This window comes from Streptomyces sp. Root1304, assembly GCF_001426405.1.
In the GTDB taxonomy this organism is placed as follows: Bacteria; Actinomycetota; Actinomycetes; order Streptomycetales; family Streptomycetaceae; genus Streptomyces.
This window is the reverse complement of the sequence record NZ_LMEP01000005.1, coordinates 35,368-53,111: the sequence shown is the minus strand read 5'-3', so window position 1 is coordinate 53,111 and position 17,744 is coordinate 35,368. Positions and strand designations below refer to the sequence as shown.

At 72.0% G+C, this 17,744-nt stretch carries 17 protein-coding genes and 1 pseudogene; 14 read left to right on the top strand and 4 right to left on the bottom strand.

Annotation, left to right across the window (positions count from 1 at the left end; translation table 11 throughout):
• The first annotated feature begins 508 nt into the window (after window positions 1-508).
• The 4 genes from ASD33_RS09120 to ASD33_RS09105 all read left to right on the top strand — a co-directional run bounded on the left by ASD33_RS09120 (window position 509) and on the right by ASD33_RS09105 (window position 5,341).
• Window positions 509-1,744, top strand: coding sequence for an RCC1 domain-containing protein (locus ASD33_RS09120; protein ID WP_056556325.1), 1,236 nt, complete (start codon window positions 509-511; stop codon window positions 1,742-1,744).
• Between the two features lie 16 nt (window positions 1,745-1,760).
• Complete coding sequence (locus tag ASD33_RS09115) at window positions 1,761-2,930, top strand: chromosome condensation regulator RCC1 (RefSeq protein ID WP_056556322.1); 1,170 nt, start codon at window positions 1,761-1,763, stop codon at window positions 2,928-2,930.
• Between the two features lie 19 nt (window positions 2,931-2,949).
• On the top strand, window positions 2,950-4,131 hold the full coding sequence (locus ASD33_RS09110; protein ID WP_056556318.1) for a chromosome condensation regulator RCC1: 1,182 nt from the start codon (window positions 2,950-2,952) through the stop codon (window positions 4,129-4,131).
• A gap of 211 nt (window positions 4,132-4,342) precedes the next feature.
• Window positions 4,343-5,341, top strand: a complete 999-nt coding sequence (locus ASD33_RS09105) for a TAXI family TRAP transporter solute-binding subunit (RefSeq protein WP_056556316.1) — start codon at window positions 4,343-4,345, stop codon at window positions 5,339-5,341.
• A 93-nt stretch (window positions 5,342-5,434) separates the two neighbouring features.
• On the opposite strand, the gene ASD33_RS09100 is transcribed toward ASD33_RS09105, so the two are convergent.
• Both ASD33_RS09100 and ASD33_RS09095 read right to left on the bottom strand, forming a co-directional pair.
• A complete protein-coding gene (locus ASD33_RS09100; protein ID WP_056556313.1) occupies window positions 5,435-6,859 on the bottom strand; it encodes an ATP-binding protein in 1,425 nt (474 codons plus the stop codon).
• 18 nt (window positions 6,860-6,877) lie between these two features.
• A complete protein-coding gene (locus tag ASD33_RS09095; protein WP_056556310.1) occupies window positions 6,878-7,591 on the bottom strand; it encodes a response regulator transcription factor in 714 nt (237 codons plus the stop codon).
• Window positions 7,592-7,933: 342 nt separating this feature from the next.
• Between ASD33_RS09095 and ASD33_RS09090 the strand changes: the two genes are divergently transcribed.
• The 8 genes from ASD33_RS09090 to ASD33_RS09060 all read left to right on the top strand — a co-directional run bounded on the left by ASD33_RS09090 (window position 7,934) and on the right by ASD33_RS09060 (window position 14,409).
• Entirely contained in the window at window positions 7,934-8,662 is a 729-nt protein-coding gene (locus ASD33_RS09090; RefSeq protein WP_199863498.1) for an amino acid ABC transporter ATP-binding protein, read from the top strand.
• A gap of 53 nt (window positions 8,663-8,715) precedes the next feature.
• On the top strand, window positions 8,716-9,537 hold the full coding sequence (locus tag ASD33_RS09085) for a glutamate ABC transporter substrate-binding protein (RefSeq protein WP_056556305.1): 822 nt from the start codon (window positions 8,716-8,718) through the stop codon (window positions 9,535-9,537).
• 120 nt (window positions 9,538-9,657) lie between these two features.
• Window positions 9,658-10,332 carry an ABC transporter permease subunit gene (locus ASD33_RS09080; RefSeq protein ID WP_056556303.1) on the top strand — a complete coding sequence of 225 codons (675 nt, stop codon included), beginning with the start codon at window positions 9,658-9,660 and terminating at the stop codon, window positions 10,330-10,332.
• Entirely contained in the window at window positions 10,329-11,219 is an 891-nt protein-coding gene (locus tag ASD33_RS09075) for an amino acid ABC transporter permease (RefSeq protein ID WP_056556299.1), read from the top strand. Before ASD33_RS09080 ends, ASD33_RS09075 begins: the two co-directional genes overlap by 4 nt.
• 193 nt (window positions 11,220-11,412) lie before the next feature.
• Window positions 11,413-13,212: an FAD-dependent monooxygenase gene (locus ASD33_RS09070; protein ID WP_079044664.1), complete on the top strand. Its 1,800-nt coding sequence runs from the start codon at window positions 11,413-11,415 to the stop codon at window positions 13,210-13,212.
• A 71-nt stretch (window positions 13,213-13,283) separates the two neighbouring features.
• Complete coding sequence (locus ASD33_RS36915; RefSeq protein ID WP_328285355.1) at window positions 13,284-13,331, top strand: hypothetical protein; 48 nt, start codon at window positions 13,284-13,286, stop codon at window positions 13,329-13,331.
• Between the two features lie 146 nt (window positions 13,332-13,477).
• A complete protein-coding gene (locus ASD33_RS09065; protein WP_056556295.1) occupies window positions 13,478-14,005 on the top strand; it encodes a cysteine dioxygenase in 528 nt (175 codons plus the stop codon).
• Window positions 14,002-14,409, top strand: coding sequence for a rhodanese-like domain-containing protein (locus tag ASD33_RS09060; protein ID WP_242426881.1), 408 nt, complete (start codon window positions 14,002-14,004; stop codon window positions 14,407-14,409). The genes ASD33_RS09065 and ASD33_RS09060 overlap by 4 nt, the downstream gene beginning before the upstream one ends.
• 83 nt (window positions 14,410-14,492) lie before the next feature.
• On the opposite strand, the pseudogene recX reads toward ASD33_RS09060, so the two are convergent.
• Window positions 14,493-15,077: pseudogene (gene recX, locus ASD33_RS09055) on the bottom strand (recombination regulator RecX); the annotation flags it as partial.
• Window positions 15,064-16,200: a recombinase RecA gene (recA, locus tag ASD33_RS09050; RefSeq protein ID WP_199863486.1), complete on the bottom strand. Its 1,137-nt coding sequence runs from the start codon at window positions 16,198-16,200 to the stop codon at window positions 15,064-15,066. The gene recA and the pseudogene recX, both read right to left, overlap by 14 nt.
• A gap of 270 nt (window positions 16,201-16,470) precedes the next feature.
• On the opposite strand from recA, the gene ASD33_RS09045 reads away from it, so the two are divergent.
• Both ASD33_RS09045 and ASD33_RS09040 read left to right on the top strand, forming a co-directional pair.
• The gene (locus tag ASD33_RS09045; protein ID WP_056556286.1) at window positions 16,471-17,160 is read left to right on the top strand and encodes a helix-turn-helix domain-containing protein; all 690 of its coding nucleotides are present in this window, start codon (window positions 16,471-16,473) and stop codon (window positions 17,158-17,160) included.
• 32 nt (window positions 17,161-17,192) lie between these two features.
• Complete coding sequence (locus tag ASD33_RS09040) at window positions 17,193-17,705, top strand: DUF3291 domain-containing protein (RefSeq protein ID WP_056556283.1); 513 nt, start codon at window positions 17,193-17,195, stop codon at window positions 17,703-17,705.
• Window positions 17,706-17,744: the final 39 nt, after the last annotated feature.

The following is a 17,744-nucleotide window of genomic DNA, read 5'->3' as shown; positions in this document are numbered from 1 at the left end:
AGGCCGCTCACCACTTCGGCGGAGCGCACTCGGGGCCGCCCCGGGGGCCCTGTCCCGACGGGTCCGGGAGCCGGTCGCGGGGCCCGCCGGTCCACCCGTTCGTAGGGATCCGGGGTCCGGGCGAGAGACCGGACGACCGTGCGCGGCGGGGCCTCTCACTCCCCCGGCCGCCGCCGTTCGGCGGCCCGCCGGAGCCTCCGCGGAGCCGTCCCGGCAGGGCCCGCTCCGGGGGTGAGTGCGCCCCCTCGTCACCACCCCGAACGGAGGTCCGACAAACGGGTGTTTCAGCGATTCCGGCTCGCCGCGGTGATCGTTCTCGGACAGTCTGCTCATGTGCCCGACGGCCCGTCCCGGCCGTCGCACCAGGCCTTGGGCGACCCGTGCCCGAGGTCCCGGCACGCCGTGTTCGCATGACCCGCGACCGGCTCCGTACGCCTCCGCGCCTTCCGCGGAGGGCACGGACCGGCCGCCGCGCTCCCGTATGTCCCCGTCGAAGGAGAGCAGAGCCATGTCCCGTTCACGACCCGTCCCTCCGCGCCCCGGCCGGCGCGCCCGGCCGTTCCTCGCCGCCGTCCTGACGGCCGCCGCGCTCACCACGCTGCCCGCGCTCGCCCCCGCCGCGACCGCCGCGACCGCCAACGAGGGCAACCCGACCGTGCTGAGCTGGGGTGCCGGCCGCACCGGCCAGCTGGGCAACGGCACCCTCGCCGACAGCCTCAGCCCGACCTCGGTCACCAGCCTCTTCCGCGGCGACGTGGACCAGATGTCGGCAGGCGGCACCTCGTCGGCCGATTCCTTCGCCCTCGCCCGTACCGACAAGACCGTCAAGTCCTGGGGCCACAACTCCTCCGGCCAGCTCGGCAACGGCGGCAACACCAACCAGACCGTGCCCACCACCGTCCCCCGCCTGGCGAACATCAAGGACATCGCGGCCGGCGGGAAGCACGCCCTGGCCCTCGACACCGGCGGCCAGGTCTACTCCTGGGGCGACAACTCCTACGGCCAGCTCGGCAACAACCGCACCGGCGACAGCCGTACGGTCCCCGACCGCGTCCAGGGCATGCCCAAGGTGAAGCAGATCTCGGCGGGCTGCGACTTCAGCCTCGCCCTCCTGGAGAACGGCAAGGTGTACGCCTGGGGCCGCGGCATCCACGGCCAGCTGGGCACCGGCACCCGCGCCACCAGCTCCGTACCCCGGCAGGTCGTGGGCCTGGAGAACGTCGTGGAGATCGACGCGGGCTGCTACCACGCGCTCGCCCTGACCTCCGACGACACGGTCAAGTCCTGGGGCTACAACCTCTACGGCCAGCTCGGCAACTCCTCCACCAAGTCCTCCACCCTCCCCGTGGACGTCGACTGGGTCGAGGGCGTCTCGGACATCGAGGCGGGCGCCTTCCACAACTACGTGAAGACCAGCGACAGCCACGTCTGGGGCTGGGGCAACAACCAGTACGGCCAGCTCCTGGAGTCCGACGAGGCCTTCGACTCCAACGTCTCCCGCACCAACCGCACGGCGCCGGTCGAGATCCCGCGCCTCGAAGGCGTCCAGCACCTCGCGGCGGGCGCCCGGCACGGCGTCGCCGTCACGGCCGACGACGTCTTCGCCTGGGGCAACAACAGCGAAGGCCAGCTCGGCAACGGCACGACGGTCTCGCGCTACGAGTCGGTGAAGATCCTCAACGAGGGCTCGGCGATCAAGAACGTGGCCGTCTCGCTGGGCGGTAACACGACCTACGCGTACTGAGCGGGGCGTGGCTCCCATGAGGTACGCGTACGTACGGAGAACCGCGCTCCTCGCCCTGGCCGTACTGGCCCTCTCGGCGGGCCCCGCACGGGCCGAACCACACGATCCCTGGGCGCGGGCCTGGGGGACGAACGCCGGCGGCCAGCTCGGCAACGGCAGCGTGCTCGACCAGCTGACCCCCTCGGCCGTGAAGGGCCTCGCCCGGAACGATCTGCGCGAGCTGACGAGCGGCGGCTGGGTCAAGGAGCAGGTGTTCGCCCTTGCGCTGCTGCGTGACGGAACCGTCCAGTCCTGGGGCGGCAACGGCAACGGTCAACTGGGCGACGGCACGACCGCCGGCAGGCCGTCCCCGGCGGCGGTCGCCGGTCTGTCCGGGGTGTCCGGCATCGCGGCGGGCCTCGACTTCGCCCTGGCCCTGCGCGGCGGCCGGATGCTGTCGTGGGGGAACGACGCCTACGGACAGCTCGGCGACGGCCTCCCCGACCCGAGCACGGCGACCACCCGCCCGGTCGCCGTCCAGAGCCTGAACAAGGTGAAGGAGGTGACCGCCGGCTGCTACCACGGCGTCGCCCTCCGCGAGGACGGCACGGTCTGGACCTGGGGCCGGAACGCCGACGGCCAGCTGGGCATCGGTTCGACGACCGACCAGAGCACCCCGAAGAAGGTACCGGGCCTGGTGGACGCCGTGGCCGTCGCAGCCGGCTGCTACCACACCCTCGCGCTCACGGCCGACGGCACGGTCAAGTCCTGGGGGCGCGGCAACAGCGGCCAGCTCGGCGACGACGGCGTCGATTCCAGCCCGTCGCCCGTGGACGTGAAGCACCTCGACGGCGTCGCGAGGATCTACTCCGGCGGCCATCACAACTTCGCCGTCCTCGACGACGGCAGTGTCCGTGCCTGGGGATGGAACGCCGCCGGCCAGCTCGGCGACGGCACCACCGTCACCCGGACGACACCGGTCCCGGTGCCCGGAGCGAGCGGCGTGCGGGCACTGTCCTGCGGCTATCGGCACACCCTCGCCGTCCTCGACGACGGGTCCGTCCTCGCCTGGGGCGACAACGACACCGGGCAACTCGGCGACGGCACCACCACCCCTTCCCTCACTCCCGTCGTCTCCCTGCCCCCGGGCAGCGGAACGACCCGCGTCTCGGCCTCGACCGTGTCGAAGTCCAGCTACGCCTACTGAACCCCGAAAGGTCCCACCGATGTCCCCGAAGAGACGTCTCACCCTGCTCGCCTCCCTCACGGCGGCCACCGCGCTCGCCTCCCCCTGCCTCTCCGCCCACGCCGCCGGTACCGACCCCTGGGTACGTGCCTGGGGCGAGAACGCCCAGGGCCAGCTCGGCAACGGCAGCCTCCTCCCCCAGCAGACCCCCGCCGCCGTCACCGGCATCACCCGTGACGACGTGCGCGAGATGTCCGGCGGCGGAGGCGGAGCCGGTACCGCCGCCAACGCATTCGCCGTCGCGCTCCTCAAGGACGGCACAGTCAAGAGCTGGGGGTCCAACACCACCGGCCAGCTCGGGAACGGCACCACCACCGCCCAGAGCTTCCCCGCCACCGTCGCCGGGCTCTCCGGGGTCAGCGAGGTCTCGGCCGGTCTCAACCACGTCCTCGCCGTCAAGGGCGGCCGGATCCTCGCCTGGGGAAGCAACGCCTCCAAGCAGCTCGGCACCGGCCAGGACACCACCAACCCGTACAAGAACCCGATCCCGGTGCAGAGCCTGGACAAGGTGAAGGACGTCGGCGCGGGCTGCGACTTCAGCGTGGCGCTCCGGCAGGACGGCACGGTGTGGACCTGGGGCAAGGGCGACAACGGGCGCCTGGGGACCGGCAACAACACCACCCGCGAGACCCCGCAGAAGGTCCCGGACCTGGCCGACGTGGAGTCCATCGCCGTGGGCTGCGACCACGTCCTCGCGCTCACCGCCGACGGCACCGTGAAGTCCTGGGGCAAGGGCGCCGAGGGCCAGCTCGGCAACGACTCCACCATCGACAGCAACAAGCCCGTCGACGTCGCCTACCTCGACGCGGTGGCCCGGATCTTCGCCACCTCCGCGTCCGGCTTCGCCGTCCTCGACGACGGCAGCGTGGCCGGCTGGGGCAAGAACACCGACCGGCAGCTCGGCGACGGCACCAACGCCAACCGCACCACCCCGGTCGTCCTGGACGCCCTCCAGGGCGTCCAGAGCATCGCGGGCGGCGCCGACTTCACCCTGGCCGCGCTCGACGACGGCTCGGTGATCGGCTGGGGCGCCAACGGGGCCGCCCAGCTCGGCGACGGCTCCACGACGACGCCCACGACCACGACCACGGCGCTGCCGCCGGGCAGCGGCATCACCCACCTCACGACGACGATGACGGGCAAGTCGGGCTTCGCGTACTGAGGCCGCCGTCGGGTGAGACCCGACGGCTCCTGGTGCCGTCCGCCCGCGCGGGGCTCTCGCCGGCCCCGCGCGGGCGGACACCTGACGACTGTGGGCGGACACCTCACGACCGCGGGCGGACACCAGAGGCCGTGGGCAGGCGTCGCCGACGACCGCGGGCGGACACCGGCGACGCTGGCCAGGAACCGCACCCGGCTGGCACTATCGCCGCATGTCCGCCTCGCTCTCCCGTACCGCCCGCCGCCGTGTCCTCGCGGTCTCGGCCGCGCTGCTCGCGGTGTGCGGGGTGCTGCTCTGGTGGCTGATGCCCTTCGGCGCCCCCGCACCCAGCGGCACGGTCACGTTCAGTACGGGTGTCCCCACCGGCGTCTACCAGCGGTACGGCAAGCTGCTCAAGCAGTCCCTGGCCAAGGACCTTCCCGAGGTCTCGATACGGCTCACGGACAGCGAGGGCTCCCAGCAGAACCTGGCCCGGGTGGCCACCGGCAAGGCCGACTTCACCATCGCGACGGCCGACGCGGTGGCCCAGTACCAGCGGGAACGCAGGCCCGGCTTCGAGCGGCTGCGCGGCTGCGCCCGCCTCTACGACGACTACGTCCAGCTCGTGGTGCGCAAGGGCTCCTCGGTGCAGTCGGTGCGGGACCTGCGCGGTCTGAAGGTCGGTGTCGGCCAGGACGGCTCGGGCGTACGGCTGATCGCCGACCGGGTCCTCGCGGCGGCGGGCCTCGCCCCCGTACGCGACATCGAACCGGTCTCGGCGGGCATCGACACGATGCCGAAGCGGCTGGAGCGCGGCGACCTCGACGCCTTCTTCTGGTCGGGCGGCCTGCCCACCCAGGCGGTCCAGAACCTGGCCGAGCGCACCGAGGTCCGGCTGATCCCGCTGGACGCGGCCCTCGTGGACCGGCTCCACGACGTCGGCGAGTCGACCCGCGACTACCGGTCCGCGGTGATCCCCGCCGACGCGTACGCCAAGGCGCAGGACGGCCGGCCGATCGAGACCCTGGCGGTGGCGAACCTGCTGGTCACGACGGTGGAGGCGGACACGGACCTGGTGGAGGGCTTCACCCGCACGGTGATCGGGAGCCGCGACGGGATCGGCAGGCTGGTCCACCCGGCCCAGCTGGTGGACCTCAGGACCGCCGTCTACACGGAACCCCTCCCCCTCCACGACGGCGCCCGCCGCTACTACCGCTCGGTGAAGCCGTGACGGTGGCTCCGCGGGCCGGTGAGAGCTACCGGCCCGTACGCCTTACTGGGCAGTAGGGCGTACGGCCCAGTAAGCCCTACCGTCCGGTAACCCCTACCGCCCGGCAAACCCCTCCCGCTCCCTCTCCGGCGCCTGTCGCGGCACCGTCACCGTCACCCGCAGCCCGTGCGGTTCGTTCGGGGCGAAGGCGATGCCGCCGCCGCCCGCCGTGAGCAGGACGCGGGTGATGGAGAGGCCGAGGCCCGAACCCTTGATGTTCTGGTGGCGGCCCGAGCGCCAGAAGCGGTCGCCGACCCGGCTCAGCTCCTCGTCGGTGAGGCCGGGGCCGCGGTCGGCGACGACCACGGCCACGTGCGTCCCGCCGGAGACGAGGGAGACGGTGACCGTGACCTCCTCGCCGGCCGGAGTGAACTTCAGCGCGTTGTCGATCACCGCGTCGAGCGCGCTGGAGAGCGCGACCGGGTCCGCCCACCCCGTGACCGCCCCGCACTCCGCGGTGAGCGCGACGCCCTTGTCGTCGGCGACCGGCCGCCAGGACGCGACCCGCTCGGCGGCGAGCGACCCGACGTCGGTCAGCCGCAGCTCGGCCGCCGCGTGCTCGGCGAGCGCCAGGTCGAGCAGGTCGTCGAGGACCTGCGAGAGGCGCTTGCCCTCGGTCCGTACGGACGCGATCTCCTCGTTGCCCTCGGGGAGCTCCATGGCGAGCAGCTCGATCCGCAGGAGCAGCGCGGCGAGCGGGTTGCGCAGCTGGTGGGAGGCGTCGGCGACGAAGGCCCGCTGCTGTTCGAGCGCCTCCTCGACGTTGTCGGCCATCTCGTTGAACGAGAGCGCGAGGCGCCGCAGCTCGGGCGGTCCGCCGGTCGCGGCGACCCGGGAGTTCATGCGCCCCGTCGCGATGTCGTGGGTGACGGAGTCGAGGACGCGGACCGGCCGCAGCACCCACCCGGTGAGCCGGAACGCCGCGCCGACGGCGAGCAGCATGGCCGCCGCCTCGCCCGCGAAGATCAGCAGCCAGCCGCGCAGGATGCGGCTCCGCAGCGGCCCGGTGGGCGAGTCCGTGACGACGACGGCGACGACGTCCCCGTCACGGACGACCGGGGAGGCGATGGTGAGCCGTGCGTCGCCCTGCCAGGGCCACACCTGGGGCGGGTCGTGGCTGCGGCGGCCGAGCAGCGCCTCGTTGAAGGCGCGCCTGCCCTCGCCGTCGTACGGGACGACCCAGTCCTCGGGGGCGGCGGCCATGGAGCGGTTGTTGCGGTAGAAGACGCCGGCCCGGATGCCGTACACGTCGTGGTAGCTGGCGAGTTCGCCGCCGAGGGTGGCCCGCCGTTCGTCGGTGAGGGGGCTGGTCTCGCTGACGAACTGCGCGAGGGCGGCGAAGCGCGCGGCGTCGTCGAGCCGGTCGACGACGACCCGCTGCTGTTCGGCGGCGGCGAGGCTGGCGGCGAGCGGGAAGCCGAGGGCGAGCAGGACGCCGGCCATCAGCATGATGAGCAGAGGCAGGAGGCGGGTGCGCACGGAGGAGCCGTCCGGCGGTTACGCGGCGGGGGCGACCAGGCGGTAGCCGACGCCCCGCACGGTCTCGATCAGGGCGGGCATCCGGAGCTTGGAGCGCAGGGACGCGACGTGCACCTCCAGGGTGCGGCCGGTCCCCTCCCAACTGGTGCGCCAGACCTCGCTGATGATCTGTTCGCGGCGGAAGACGACTCCGGGGCGCTGGGCGAGGAGGGCGAGCAGGTCGAACTCCTTGCGGGTGAGCGGCACGCTCTCGCCGTCGACGCTGACCCGGCGGGTGGGCAGCTCGATGGTGACGGCGCCGAGCCGCAGCTGTGTGCCGTCGGAGGGCGCGCCGCCGCCCGTCGTCTCCTCGGGGCCCGCGTTGCGCCGGCTGACGGCGTGGATGCGGGCGAGCAGCTCGCCGGGGTCGTAGGGCTTGACGACGTAGTCGTCGGCGCCGAGGTTGAGCCCGTGGATCCGGGAGCGTACGTCGCCCCGCGCGGTGACCATGATCACCGGGGTGCTGGTGAGCTTCCGGATGCGGCCGCAGACCTGGTAGCCGTCCTGGTCGGGGAGACCGAGGTCGAGCAGGATCACCCCGTACGAGGGGCGCTCGCCCTGCGCCGTGGGCAGCACGGCCTGGAGCGCCTCCTCGCCGTTGCGGGCGTGGGTGACGGTGAACCCGTGCTTGGCGAGGATCGCGGAGAGGGCGGCGGCGACATGATCGTCGTCCTCGACGAGCAGCAGTCGCATTCGTACCTCCTCCGTGGGGATGTGCTGATGGGCGGCTCTCTGTGTACCAGGTGGTACCAGGGCATGAACACCGAACATCGGTGTCACAGTCAAGTGTCCCCCTGTGACGGCGGCGGTTCCGTTATGCAGCCGGTACGGCCCCGGGTGTCCCGTTCACACACTGTGTCCGGTTGCGGCCGGATCGTTATCCTCAATTTCCGCTCAGATGTGATGACGGTCATCACATCGGGTCTCTAGTGTCCTCCCCAACCGAGGAGGACGGAGCAAGTGCCGATGAGCGGAGAGTCAGTGTCCAAGTCCGTGCCCAGGGGGCCCGAGGACACCCCGCGTGCCACGGACGACCTGGTCGTACTGTCCGGCGTGAACAAGCACTTCGGCGCACTGCATGTCCTCCAGGACATCGATCTGACGATCAGCCGCGGCGAGGTCGTGGTCGTCATCGGGCCCTCCGGGTCCGGCAAGTCGACGCTGTGCCGCACGATCAACCGGCTGGAGAGCGTCGACTCCGGCACCATCACCATCGACGGCAAGCCGCTGCCCGCGGAGGGCCGGGAGCTCGCCCGGCTGCGTTCCGACGTCGGCATGGTCTTCCAGTCGTTCAACCTCTTCGCGCACAAGACGGTGCTCGAGAACGTGATGCTGGGCCAGATCAAGGTCCGGAAGACGGAGAAGAAGGCCGCCGAGGAGAAGGCCCGCGCCCTGCTCGACAGGGTCGGGGTCGGCACCCAGGCGGACAAGTACCCGGCGCAGCTCTCCGGCGGCCAGCAGCAGCGCGTGGCCATCGCCCGCGCGCTCGCGATGGGGCCGAAGGTCATGCTGTTCGACGAGCCGACCTCCGCTCTCGACCCCGAGATGATCAACGAGGTCCTGGAGGTCATGCAGCAGCTGGCGCAGGAGGGCATGACGATGGTGGTCGTGACCCACGAGATGGGCTTCGCCCGCTCCGCCGCCAACCGGGTCGTCTTCATGGCCGACGGACGCATCGTCGAGCAGGCGACGCCCGAGGAGTTCTTCAGCAACCCGCGGAGCGACCGGGCCAAGGACTTCCTCTCCAAGATCCTTCACCACTGAGCGAGTTCGGGCCTATTCTTCCCAACTCACTTCTATCCAAGGGACATTCCTCGATGATGCTTCGTCGCACCTCCGCCGCCGCCGCGGCCGCCGTCGTCCTCGCCCTGACCGCCACCGCCTGTGGCGGCGGCTCGGACTCGGGCAGCAACGGCGACAAGATCACCGTCGGCATCAAGTTCGACCAGCCGGGCCTGGGCCTGAAGACCCCGGACGGCACGTACGCCGGTTTCGACGTCGATGTCGCCCGCTATGTCGCCAAGGAGCTCGGCTACTCCGAGGACAAGATCACCTTCAAGCAGGCGCCGAGCGCCGAGCGCGAGAACCTGATCAAGAACGGTGACGTCAAGTTCGTCGTCGCCAGCTACTCGATCAACGACAAGCGCAAGAAGGAGGTCGACTTCGCCGGTCCGTACTTCCTGGCCCACCAGGACCTGCTCGTGCGCGCCAACGACGTTTCGATCACCAAGGTCGAGGACCTCAACTCCAAGAAGCTCTGCTCGGTCACCGGCTCGACCTCCGCGCAGAACGTCAAGGAGAAGCTGGCCCCGAAGGCCGACCTCCAGCAGCTCGGTGGCTACTCCGAGTGCCTCACGGGTCTGGAGAACAAGGCCGTCGACGCCCTGACCACCGACGACTCCATCCTCGCGGGCTACGCCTCGCAGAAGGAGCACCAGGGCAAGTTCAAGCTCGCCGGCCTCCGGATGAGCGACGAGAACTACGGCATCGGCCTCAAGAAGGGCGATGACGAGCTGCGCGGCAAGATCAACAAGGCGCTGGAGAAGATGGTCTCCGACGGCACCTGGGAGAAGCTCGTCAAGCAGCACTTCGGCCCCTCCGGCTACAAGTACGAGCCCGCGCCGAAGATCCAGAACTGACCTGACCCGCTCCGGCCGTGACGGCCGCCCCGTACGTGGGGCGGCCGTCGCACCGGCACCGGCCGCTGCCCACGCAGCGGTCGTCCCACCGACCGACCACCAGGGGAGAGCGCGGGCATCGTGTTCGACTTTCTTGATTCCGGGCAGTACGACCTGCTCGGCGCCTTCTGGGTGACGGCGCAGCTCGCCCTCTACTCCGCGATCGGCTCGCTGATCTGGGGCACCGCCCTGGTGGGCATGCGAGTGAGCCCGGTCCCCGTGATGCGCGCCTTCGCCGCCACGTACGTCAACCTCGTCCGCAACACCCCGCTGACCGTGGTCCTCGTGGCGTGTTCGTTCGCGCTCAACCAGACCCTCGACGTCAAGCTCGGCGGCAGCACGTTCGAGGAGATCGGCTTCCGGCTCGCCGTCCTCGGACTCACCGCGTACACCGGCACGTTCGTCTGCGAGGCACTGCGCTCGGGCATCAACACCGTGCCGCCGGGCCAGGCCGAGGCCGCCCGCGCTCTGGGCCTGAGCTTCACCCAGGTCCTGACCCTGGTGGTGTTCCCGCAGGCCTTCCGCGCGGTGGTGACCCCGCTCGCGAACGTCCTCATCGCCCTCACCAAGAACACCACGGTGGCCTCGGCCATCAGCGCCGCGGAGGCGGCTCTCCTGATGAAGGAGATGGTCGAGAACGAGGCGGACGCGCTCTTCGCCGTCTTCGCCGTCTTCGCGTTCGGCTTCATCCTCCTCACCCTCCCCACCGGCCTGCTCCTGGGCTGGGCGGCCAAGCGTCTGGCGGTGAAGCGATGACTTCCGTCCTGTACGACACTCCCGGCCCTCGCGCCAAGCGGCGGAACGTCCTCTACACGATCGGCTTCCTGGCCGTGCTCGGCCTCGTGGCCTGGTGGGTCCTGTCGGCCATGGCCGCCAAGAACCAGCTCGACGCCGACAAGTGGAGTCCGTTCGTCACCGACTCCCGGGTCTGGACGACGTATCTGGTGCCCGGTCTGACCGAGACCCTCAAGGCCGCCGCGCTCTCCATCGTGATCGCGCTTCCGCTCGGCGCCCTCCTCGGCATCGGCCGGCTCTCCGACCACCGCTGGGTACGGGTGCCCGTCGGAACGGTCGTGGAGTTCTTCCGCGCCATTCCGGTGCTGCTCCTGATGATGTTCGCGGCCGCGCTGTACCGGGAGTTCACGAGCGTCAGCTCCGACTTCCGCCCGCTGTACGCGGTCGTCACCGGCCTGGTGCTCTACAACGCCTCCGTCATCGCCGAGGTCGTCCGCGCCGGCGTCCTCTCGCTGCCTCGCGGCCAGGGCGACGCGGCCGAGGCACTCGGCATGCGCAAGGGCCAGACCATGCTGTACGTCCTGCTTCCGCAGGCCGTGACCGTGATGCTCCCGGCCCTCGTCAGCCAGCTCGTCGTGATCGTCAAGGACACCGCCCTCGGCGGCGCCATGCTCGGCTTCGGGGAACTTCTCAGCCAGAACCGGCAGATCACGGCCAACTACGGCGCCAACACGATCGCCACCTTCACGGTCATCGCTCTGATCTACATCGTCATCAACGCGATCCTCACCCACCTCGCCGGCCGCCTGGAGCGGCGCCTGCGTCGGGGCAAGAAGTCCGCAGCCGTGGCCATCCCGGCCCAGGGCGGACCCACCGAAGTGAAGAGCGACGCCGTCAGCGGCGCCTGACCCCTCCAGGGGTCCGTGGGGCCACAGGGGTGGGCCGGAGCGGTACCGACTTCAGGTCGGCCGCACCGCGCCCACCCCGTCACTTGACGCAAGCACCCTCAATAGGTTGCATACGGTCTGTGATCAAGCACCGGGCTCGTGCCACACTCAGCTGTGCTGCCCCCATGACCGTCCGGCCTTCAGGAGCCGCGCCGTGGACCCGGTGATCATCGTGGGCGCGGGGCCGGTCGGCCTCGCGCTCTCCCTCGCGCTCGCCGCGCAGGGCGTGCCCAGCGTCGTCCTCGACGAGGGCACCGGCAAGGACGAACCCCGCCCCGCCCGCAGCGTCGTCCTGCGCGCCGACACGGCCGCCATGGTCGAGCGGCTGGGCTGCACCACCCTCCGTGACGAGGGCCTCCGCTGGGTCGGCTGGCGCGGCATGCGCCGCCGCCAGGTCGTCCGCCATCTCGCCCTCGACCTGGGCCTCGGCGGTACGGAGGAGTGGTCCGAGGACCCGGCCGCGCCCTCCGCTCCGGCCGCTCCCCTGCACATCCCGCAGCACGCCCTCGCGCGCGGGCTGCGCGACGCCATCTCCCGCCAGAAGCTCATCGAGCTCGTCACCGAGGCCCGGCTCGACACCATCGAGCAGGACCGGGAAGGCGTCGTGGCCCACACCCGGGGCCCGGAGGGCACCTGGTGGCGCGGCAGCCACCTCGTCGGCTGCGACGGCGCCCGCTCGACCGTCCGCAAGCTGCTCGGCATCCGCTTCCCCGGCCGTACGGCGGTGGAACGCCACGCCGTCGCCGCCCTCCGTACCGAACTCCCGTGGCCCGGCGAGGCCCTGTTGCACCGTCAGCCCGCGTGGCGCGGCGCCGCCGAGGAGATCACCGCCCGCCCGCTGCCCGACGGGGTGTGGCGGATCGACTGGCTGCTGCCTCCCCGGGGCGACCTGGTCACCCCCGACGCGCTGGTCGCCCGCATCCGCGAGACCCTCGCCGGCTGGTGCGACGGGGTGACTCCCCCGTACGAACTCATCGACACCGGCGTGCACACCCTGCACCAGCGGCTCGCCCGCCGCTGGCGGGTCGACCGGGTCCTGCTCGCCGGTGACGCCGCGCACCTGCTGGGCGCGGTCGGCACCCAGGGCCTCGACGAGGGGTTCCGGGACGTCGACAACCTGGCCTGGAAGCTCGCCCACACCTGGCACCACGGCGCCTCGGACCGCCTTCTCGACAGCTACCAGAGCGAGCGCCGCTCGGCCGTCGCCCACCGGCTGCGGGCCGCCGACCAGTCGCTGCCGTACCTGCGCGGCGGCGGGGGCCTGCGGACCTATCTGCCGGGCGCGGGCCGGGGTCACGACGCCCTCCTCACCGACGGCCACGTGGGGCGCGGTCCGCTCGGCGCGCCCCCCGCGTACCCGCACTCCCCGCTCGCCCCGGCGCTCACCGAGGGCCGGATCCCGGTGGGCACCCCGACGGGCGCCCCGGTCGAGGACGTCCGCGTGACCGCCCCGGACGGCACGACCGTACGGCTCAGGGACCGGCTCGGCCAGGGCCGTCTCCTGGTCCTCCTGGTCGCCCCGGGCACCGGGGTGTGGGACCGCCGCCACTGGCGCGGCGCGGGCGTGATGCCCCGTCTCGAAGAGGCGGTACGCGTCCTCCCGGCGAAGGCCGAGGTCCTGGTCACGGAGGCGTACCCGGGCGCGCCGGCGCACGCCGTCCTGCTCGTACGGCCCGACGGGCACCTGGTCGCGGCGTTCTCCGGGGTCCGCCCCGAGGAGCTGTACGCGGCGGCGGACGCGGCGCGCGGCGGCTCCCCGACGGCCGAGACGGAGACGGACGCCGCCTCGGATACGGGTCCGGGCAGGAGTCCGGGCACGGGTTCGAGCGCGGGTTCGGACGCGGAGTCCGCTGCCACGGCCGAAGCGGGCTCGACGTCGGCCCCGGCGGCTCCTGCGGCCGGATCCGCCGCCGGGGTGTCCACGGGGAGTGACCGCACGGCGGACATGCGTTGATTCCCGAGGGCGCGCATGGTGTACTCCGGAGCGTGACCGACACCTATGCGCGCCTGTGGCGGAGGGTCCATATGGACCTCGTCCGCTACGCGGGCTGCGTGTGTCGCCCGTCCCGCTGATCTCGCCCCTCTCCCCGCGCGCGCCCCGCCACCGGACCCGGGTCCGTGTGTCCGTGCTGCCGCCGCGCGCCCTCAGCGAACCAGGACGGTCACCCGTGTCTCCATCGACACCCGCCACACGCACCCCGAACTCCCCCACCGCCGCCGTGACTTCGGCCGCGGACCCTTCCCACCCCTCCGGCGCTCCGACGGAGGCGGATCTCCTCGCCTTCGTCCGTCGCACGGCGGCGGACCGGGAACTGGTCGACTCCCTGCCGCTCGACCCCGAGGGCCGTACCTGGGTACGGCTCGAAGGGCCCGGCGGCAGCGAGGCCTGGCTCATCGGCTGGCCGCCGGGCACCGGCACCGGCTGGCACGACCACGCCGAGTCGCTGGGCGCCTTCGCGACCGCGCGCGGAACCCTGACCGAGCACGCGCTCGCGGTCCGGCTGCCGGCGAGCGGCTGGAAGACGCTGGAACTGGCCGAGGACCTCGACCGCTCCCGTCGGCTGGCGGAGGGCGGAAGCCGTGCCTTCGGCCGCCATCACGTGCACGAGGTGCTCAACGAGTCCCCGGACACCCACGCGGTCTCGGTGCACGCCTACTACCCGCCGCTCCCGCTGATCCGCCGGTTCAGCCGGACGGGCGCGGTGCTCCGCCTGGAGCAGGTCGAGCGCCCGGAGGACTGGCAGTGAGCGACGAACGCGTGGGCATCGACGAACTGCTGGAACGGGTCAGGGCGGGTATCGACCGGATCGAACCCCGGGCCGCCCACGAGGCGTACGAGGCGGGCGACGCACTCCTGGTGGACACGCGCTACGCGGCCCTGCGCGAACGGGACGGCCTGATCCCGGGCGCGCTGGTCGTGGAGCGCAACGAACTGGAATGGCGGCTCGACCCCCTGGGCAGCCACCGCGCGGCGGAGGCGAACAGCCACGACCTCCGGGTGGTGGTCCTCTGCAACGAGGGATACGCCTCCTCCCTGGCGACGGAGTCCCTGCGCCGCCTGGGCCTCCACCGTGCCACCGACCTGATCGGCGGCTTCCAGGCCTGGAAGAGGGCGGGCCTCCCGGTCCTCCTCCCCCGAAGCGACACCTGACAGCCCGGCGCGGCCCGGCACCGCACGGCGAATCCGAAGCCCTGCCGGAGCCCCGTCCGAGTCCTTCTGATCTCCCCCAGGGATCAGAAGGACTCGTCGAGACCGTCCGTGTCCTCGCCCTCGGCCTCCAGCGCCTGGCGGACGACGCGGAGGGCCATGCCCTCCGGGTATCCCTTGCGGGCGAGCATCCCGGCGAGCCGGCGCAGCCGCCGGTCGCGGTCGAGGCCGCGGGTGGCTCTCAGCTTGCGGGCCACGAGCTCGCGCGCCGTGGCCTCCTCCTGCTCGGAGTCGAGCTGTTCCACCGCCTCCTGGATGAGGGTCGGCTCGACGCCCTTGGTCCGCAGCTCGCGGGCGAGCGCCCGACGGGCGAGGCCCCGGCCGTGGTGGCGGGACTCCACCCAGGCCCCCGCGAACGCGGCGTCGTCGATGAGCCCGACGTCCTCGAAGCGGGAGAGGACCTCTTCCGCCACCTCGTCGGGGATCTCCCGCTTGCGCAGCGCGTCGGCGAGCTGCTTGCGCGTGCGGGGGGTCCCGGTGAGCAGGCGCAGACAGATCGCCCGCGCCCGCTCAGCCGGATCCTGGGGTGACGGCTCCTTCTCGGCCCTCGACGAGTCGGGGCCGTCACCCGGCCATTCGGTGCGACCGGTCACCGGTTCAGCTCTTGACCGCGGTGGCCTTGGTCGCCTTCGCGGTCTTGCTCGCGGGTGCCGGGACGCTCTTGGCGGCGTCGTCCGCGCCGGCCGCGTCCGCGGCGCCCGCCGCGTCCGTCGCCGTCTCGGCCTTCGCGGCCTCGGGCCGGACGCCGACGCCCAGCTTCTCCTTGATCTTCTTCTCGATCTCGTCGGCGAGGTCGGGGTTGTCCTTCAGGAAGTTGCGGGCGTTCTCCTTGCCCTGGCCGAGCTGGTCGCCCTCGTACGTGTACCAGGCACCGGCCTTGCGCACGAAGCCGTGCTCCACGCCCATGTCGATCAGACCGCCCTCGCGGCTGATGCCCTGGCCGTAGAGGATGTCGAACTCGGCCTGCTTGAAGGGGGGCGCGACCTTGTTCTTGACGACCTTGACGCGGGTGCGGTTGCCGACCGCGTCCGTGCCGTCCTTGAGGGTCTCGATGCGACGGATGTCGAGGCGCACGGAGGCGTAGAACTTCAGGGCGCGGCCACCGGTCGTGGTCTCCGGCGAGCCGAACATCACGCCGATCTTCTCGCGGAGCTGGTTGATGAAGATCGCGGTGGTCTTGGACTGGTTGAGCGCGCTGGTGATCTTCCGGAGCGCCTGGCTCATCAGTCGGGCCTGGAGGCCGACGTGGGAGTCGCCCATCTCGCCCTCGATCTCCGCACGCGGGACGAGCGCGGCGACGGAGTCGATGACGATCAGGTCGAGGGCGCCGGAGCGGACCAGCATGTCGACGATCTCGAGGGCCTGCTCGCCGTTGTCCGGCTGGGACAGGATGAGGTTGTCGATGTCGACGCCGAGCTTCTTGGCGTACTCGGGGTCGAGGGCGTGCTCGGCGTCCACGAAGGCCACCTGGCCGCCGGCCTTCTGGGCGTTGGCCACGGCGTGCAGGGTCAGGGTCGTCTTACCGGAGGACTCCGGTCCGTAGACCTCCACGACACGGCCGCGCGGCAGGCCGCCGACGCCGAGGGCGATGTCGAGGGCGGTCGATCCGGTGGAGATCACCTCGATCGGCTCCTGGACGCGGTCACCCATGCGCATCACGGCGCCCTTGCCGAATTGGCGTTCAATCTGTGCGAGCGCGGCGTCGAGCGCCTTCTCGCGGTCGGTTCCTGCCATGGGTTCCACCCGGTTTGCTTGAGTCGATCGCTTCATGTGAAAGACGCTAACCCCTGCCACTGACAATGGGCCCCGACGTCCCCTCCGGCCTGTGGACAACTCGCCGACAAGCCCGCGATTCCAGGGGCCGGACTTCCATGAGAATGGATGTTCGATTTCAGTGTCAAGCATGCCACGCGGGCGGGACGGACCGCCCGCGGCCCGGCCTCGCGCAGCGGACCGAGGCTCCGGTCTTCTATGTCCAACCTGCGTTGTTCCTAGAATGACCGGGTGAAGGACATCGACGCGATTGCCGCACTGCAGGACCCGGTGCGCCGCCGCCTGTACGAGTACGTGGCCGCCCAGGGGCGCGAGGTCGGCCGCAACGAGGCCGCCGAGGCGGCCGGCGTGGCGCGCACGCTCGCCGCGCACCATCTGGACAAGCTGACCGAGGCCGGGCTGCTGGAGAGCGGCAGCCGTCGCCTCACCGGCCGCTCGGGACCGGGGGCCGGCCGGCCCGCCAAGGTCTACACGCGGGCACGTGCCGAGCATTCCGTGTCACTGCCCGCCCGCGACTACCGCACCGCCGCCGAGCTGCTCGCCGAGGCCGCCGAGCAGGCCGGCCTCGACGCCGGGCTCTGCGCCGCCGCGCGCCGCCGGGGCGAGGCCCTGCGCGACTCCGCCACCCCCTGCGGCGACCTCGAAGAGGCCATGGCGGTCCTGGCCGCCCGGGGCTACGAACCACACCTGGAAGGCGCGGCCGCCGAGGGCACACCCGAGGACACCCCCACCCCCGTCGTCCGTATGCGCAACTGCCCCTTCCACTCCGTCGCCGAACGCTTCCCGCCCCTCGTCTGCGGCATGAACCTCGCCCTGCTGGAGGGGCTGATCGGCACGGACGGCCCCGTCCGCGCACGCATGGACTCCCGCCCCGGAGAGTGCTGCGTCGTGATCGAAGCTTCTAAAAACAATGAAGATTGACATAGAAAAGCGCGCCGTGCTGGGATGAGGCCATGACCGCCTCCGCGCACCCCGCGCCCGCCGCCCACCTCGCCCAGCTCAACGTCGCGACCCTCAGCCACCCCCTCGACGACCCGCGCCTCGCCCCCTTCGTCGACATGCTCGACACGGTCAACGCCGCCGCCGACGCCGCGCCCGGCTTCGTATGGCGGCTCGTCGAGGACGGGGCCGTGGACGCCACCGGTCTGCGCCCGGCTGGCGAGGACGTCATCGTCAACCTGTCGGTGTGGGAGTCCCAGGACTCGCTGTGGGACTTCACGTACCGCAGCGGGCACCTGGAGGTGATGCGGCAGCGCCGCGACTGGTTCGAGCGGCACGTCGCGGCCCACCTCGTGCTCTGGTGGGTGCCCGCCGGTCACGTCCCGACCGTCGGCGAGGCCCTGGAGCGGCTGGCGGACCTGCGGGCGAACGGACCGTCCCCGCGCGCGTTCACCTTCGCCTCCGCCCACACCGCCGCCGAGGCGGACCGGCACCACCGGTCCGGGGACGCGGCGGCGGCGCTGTAGTACGCCCCACCCCGCACGCCCCCGGTACGCCCCTCAGCA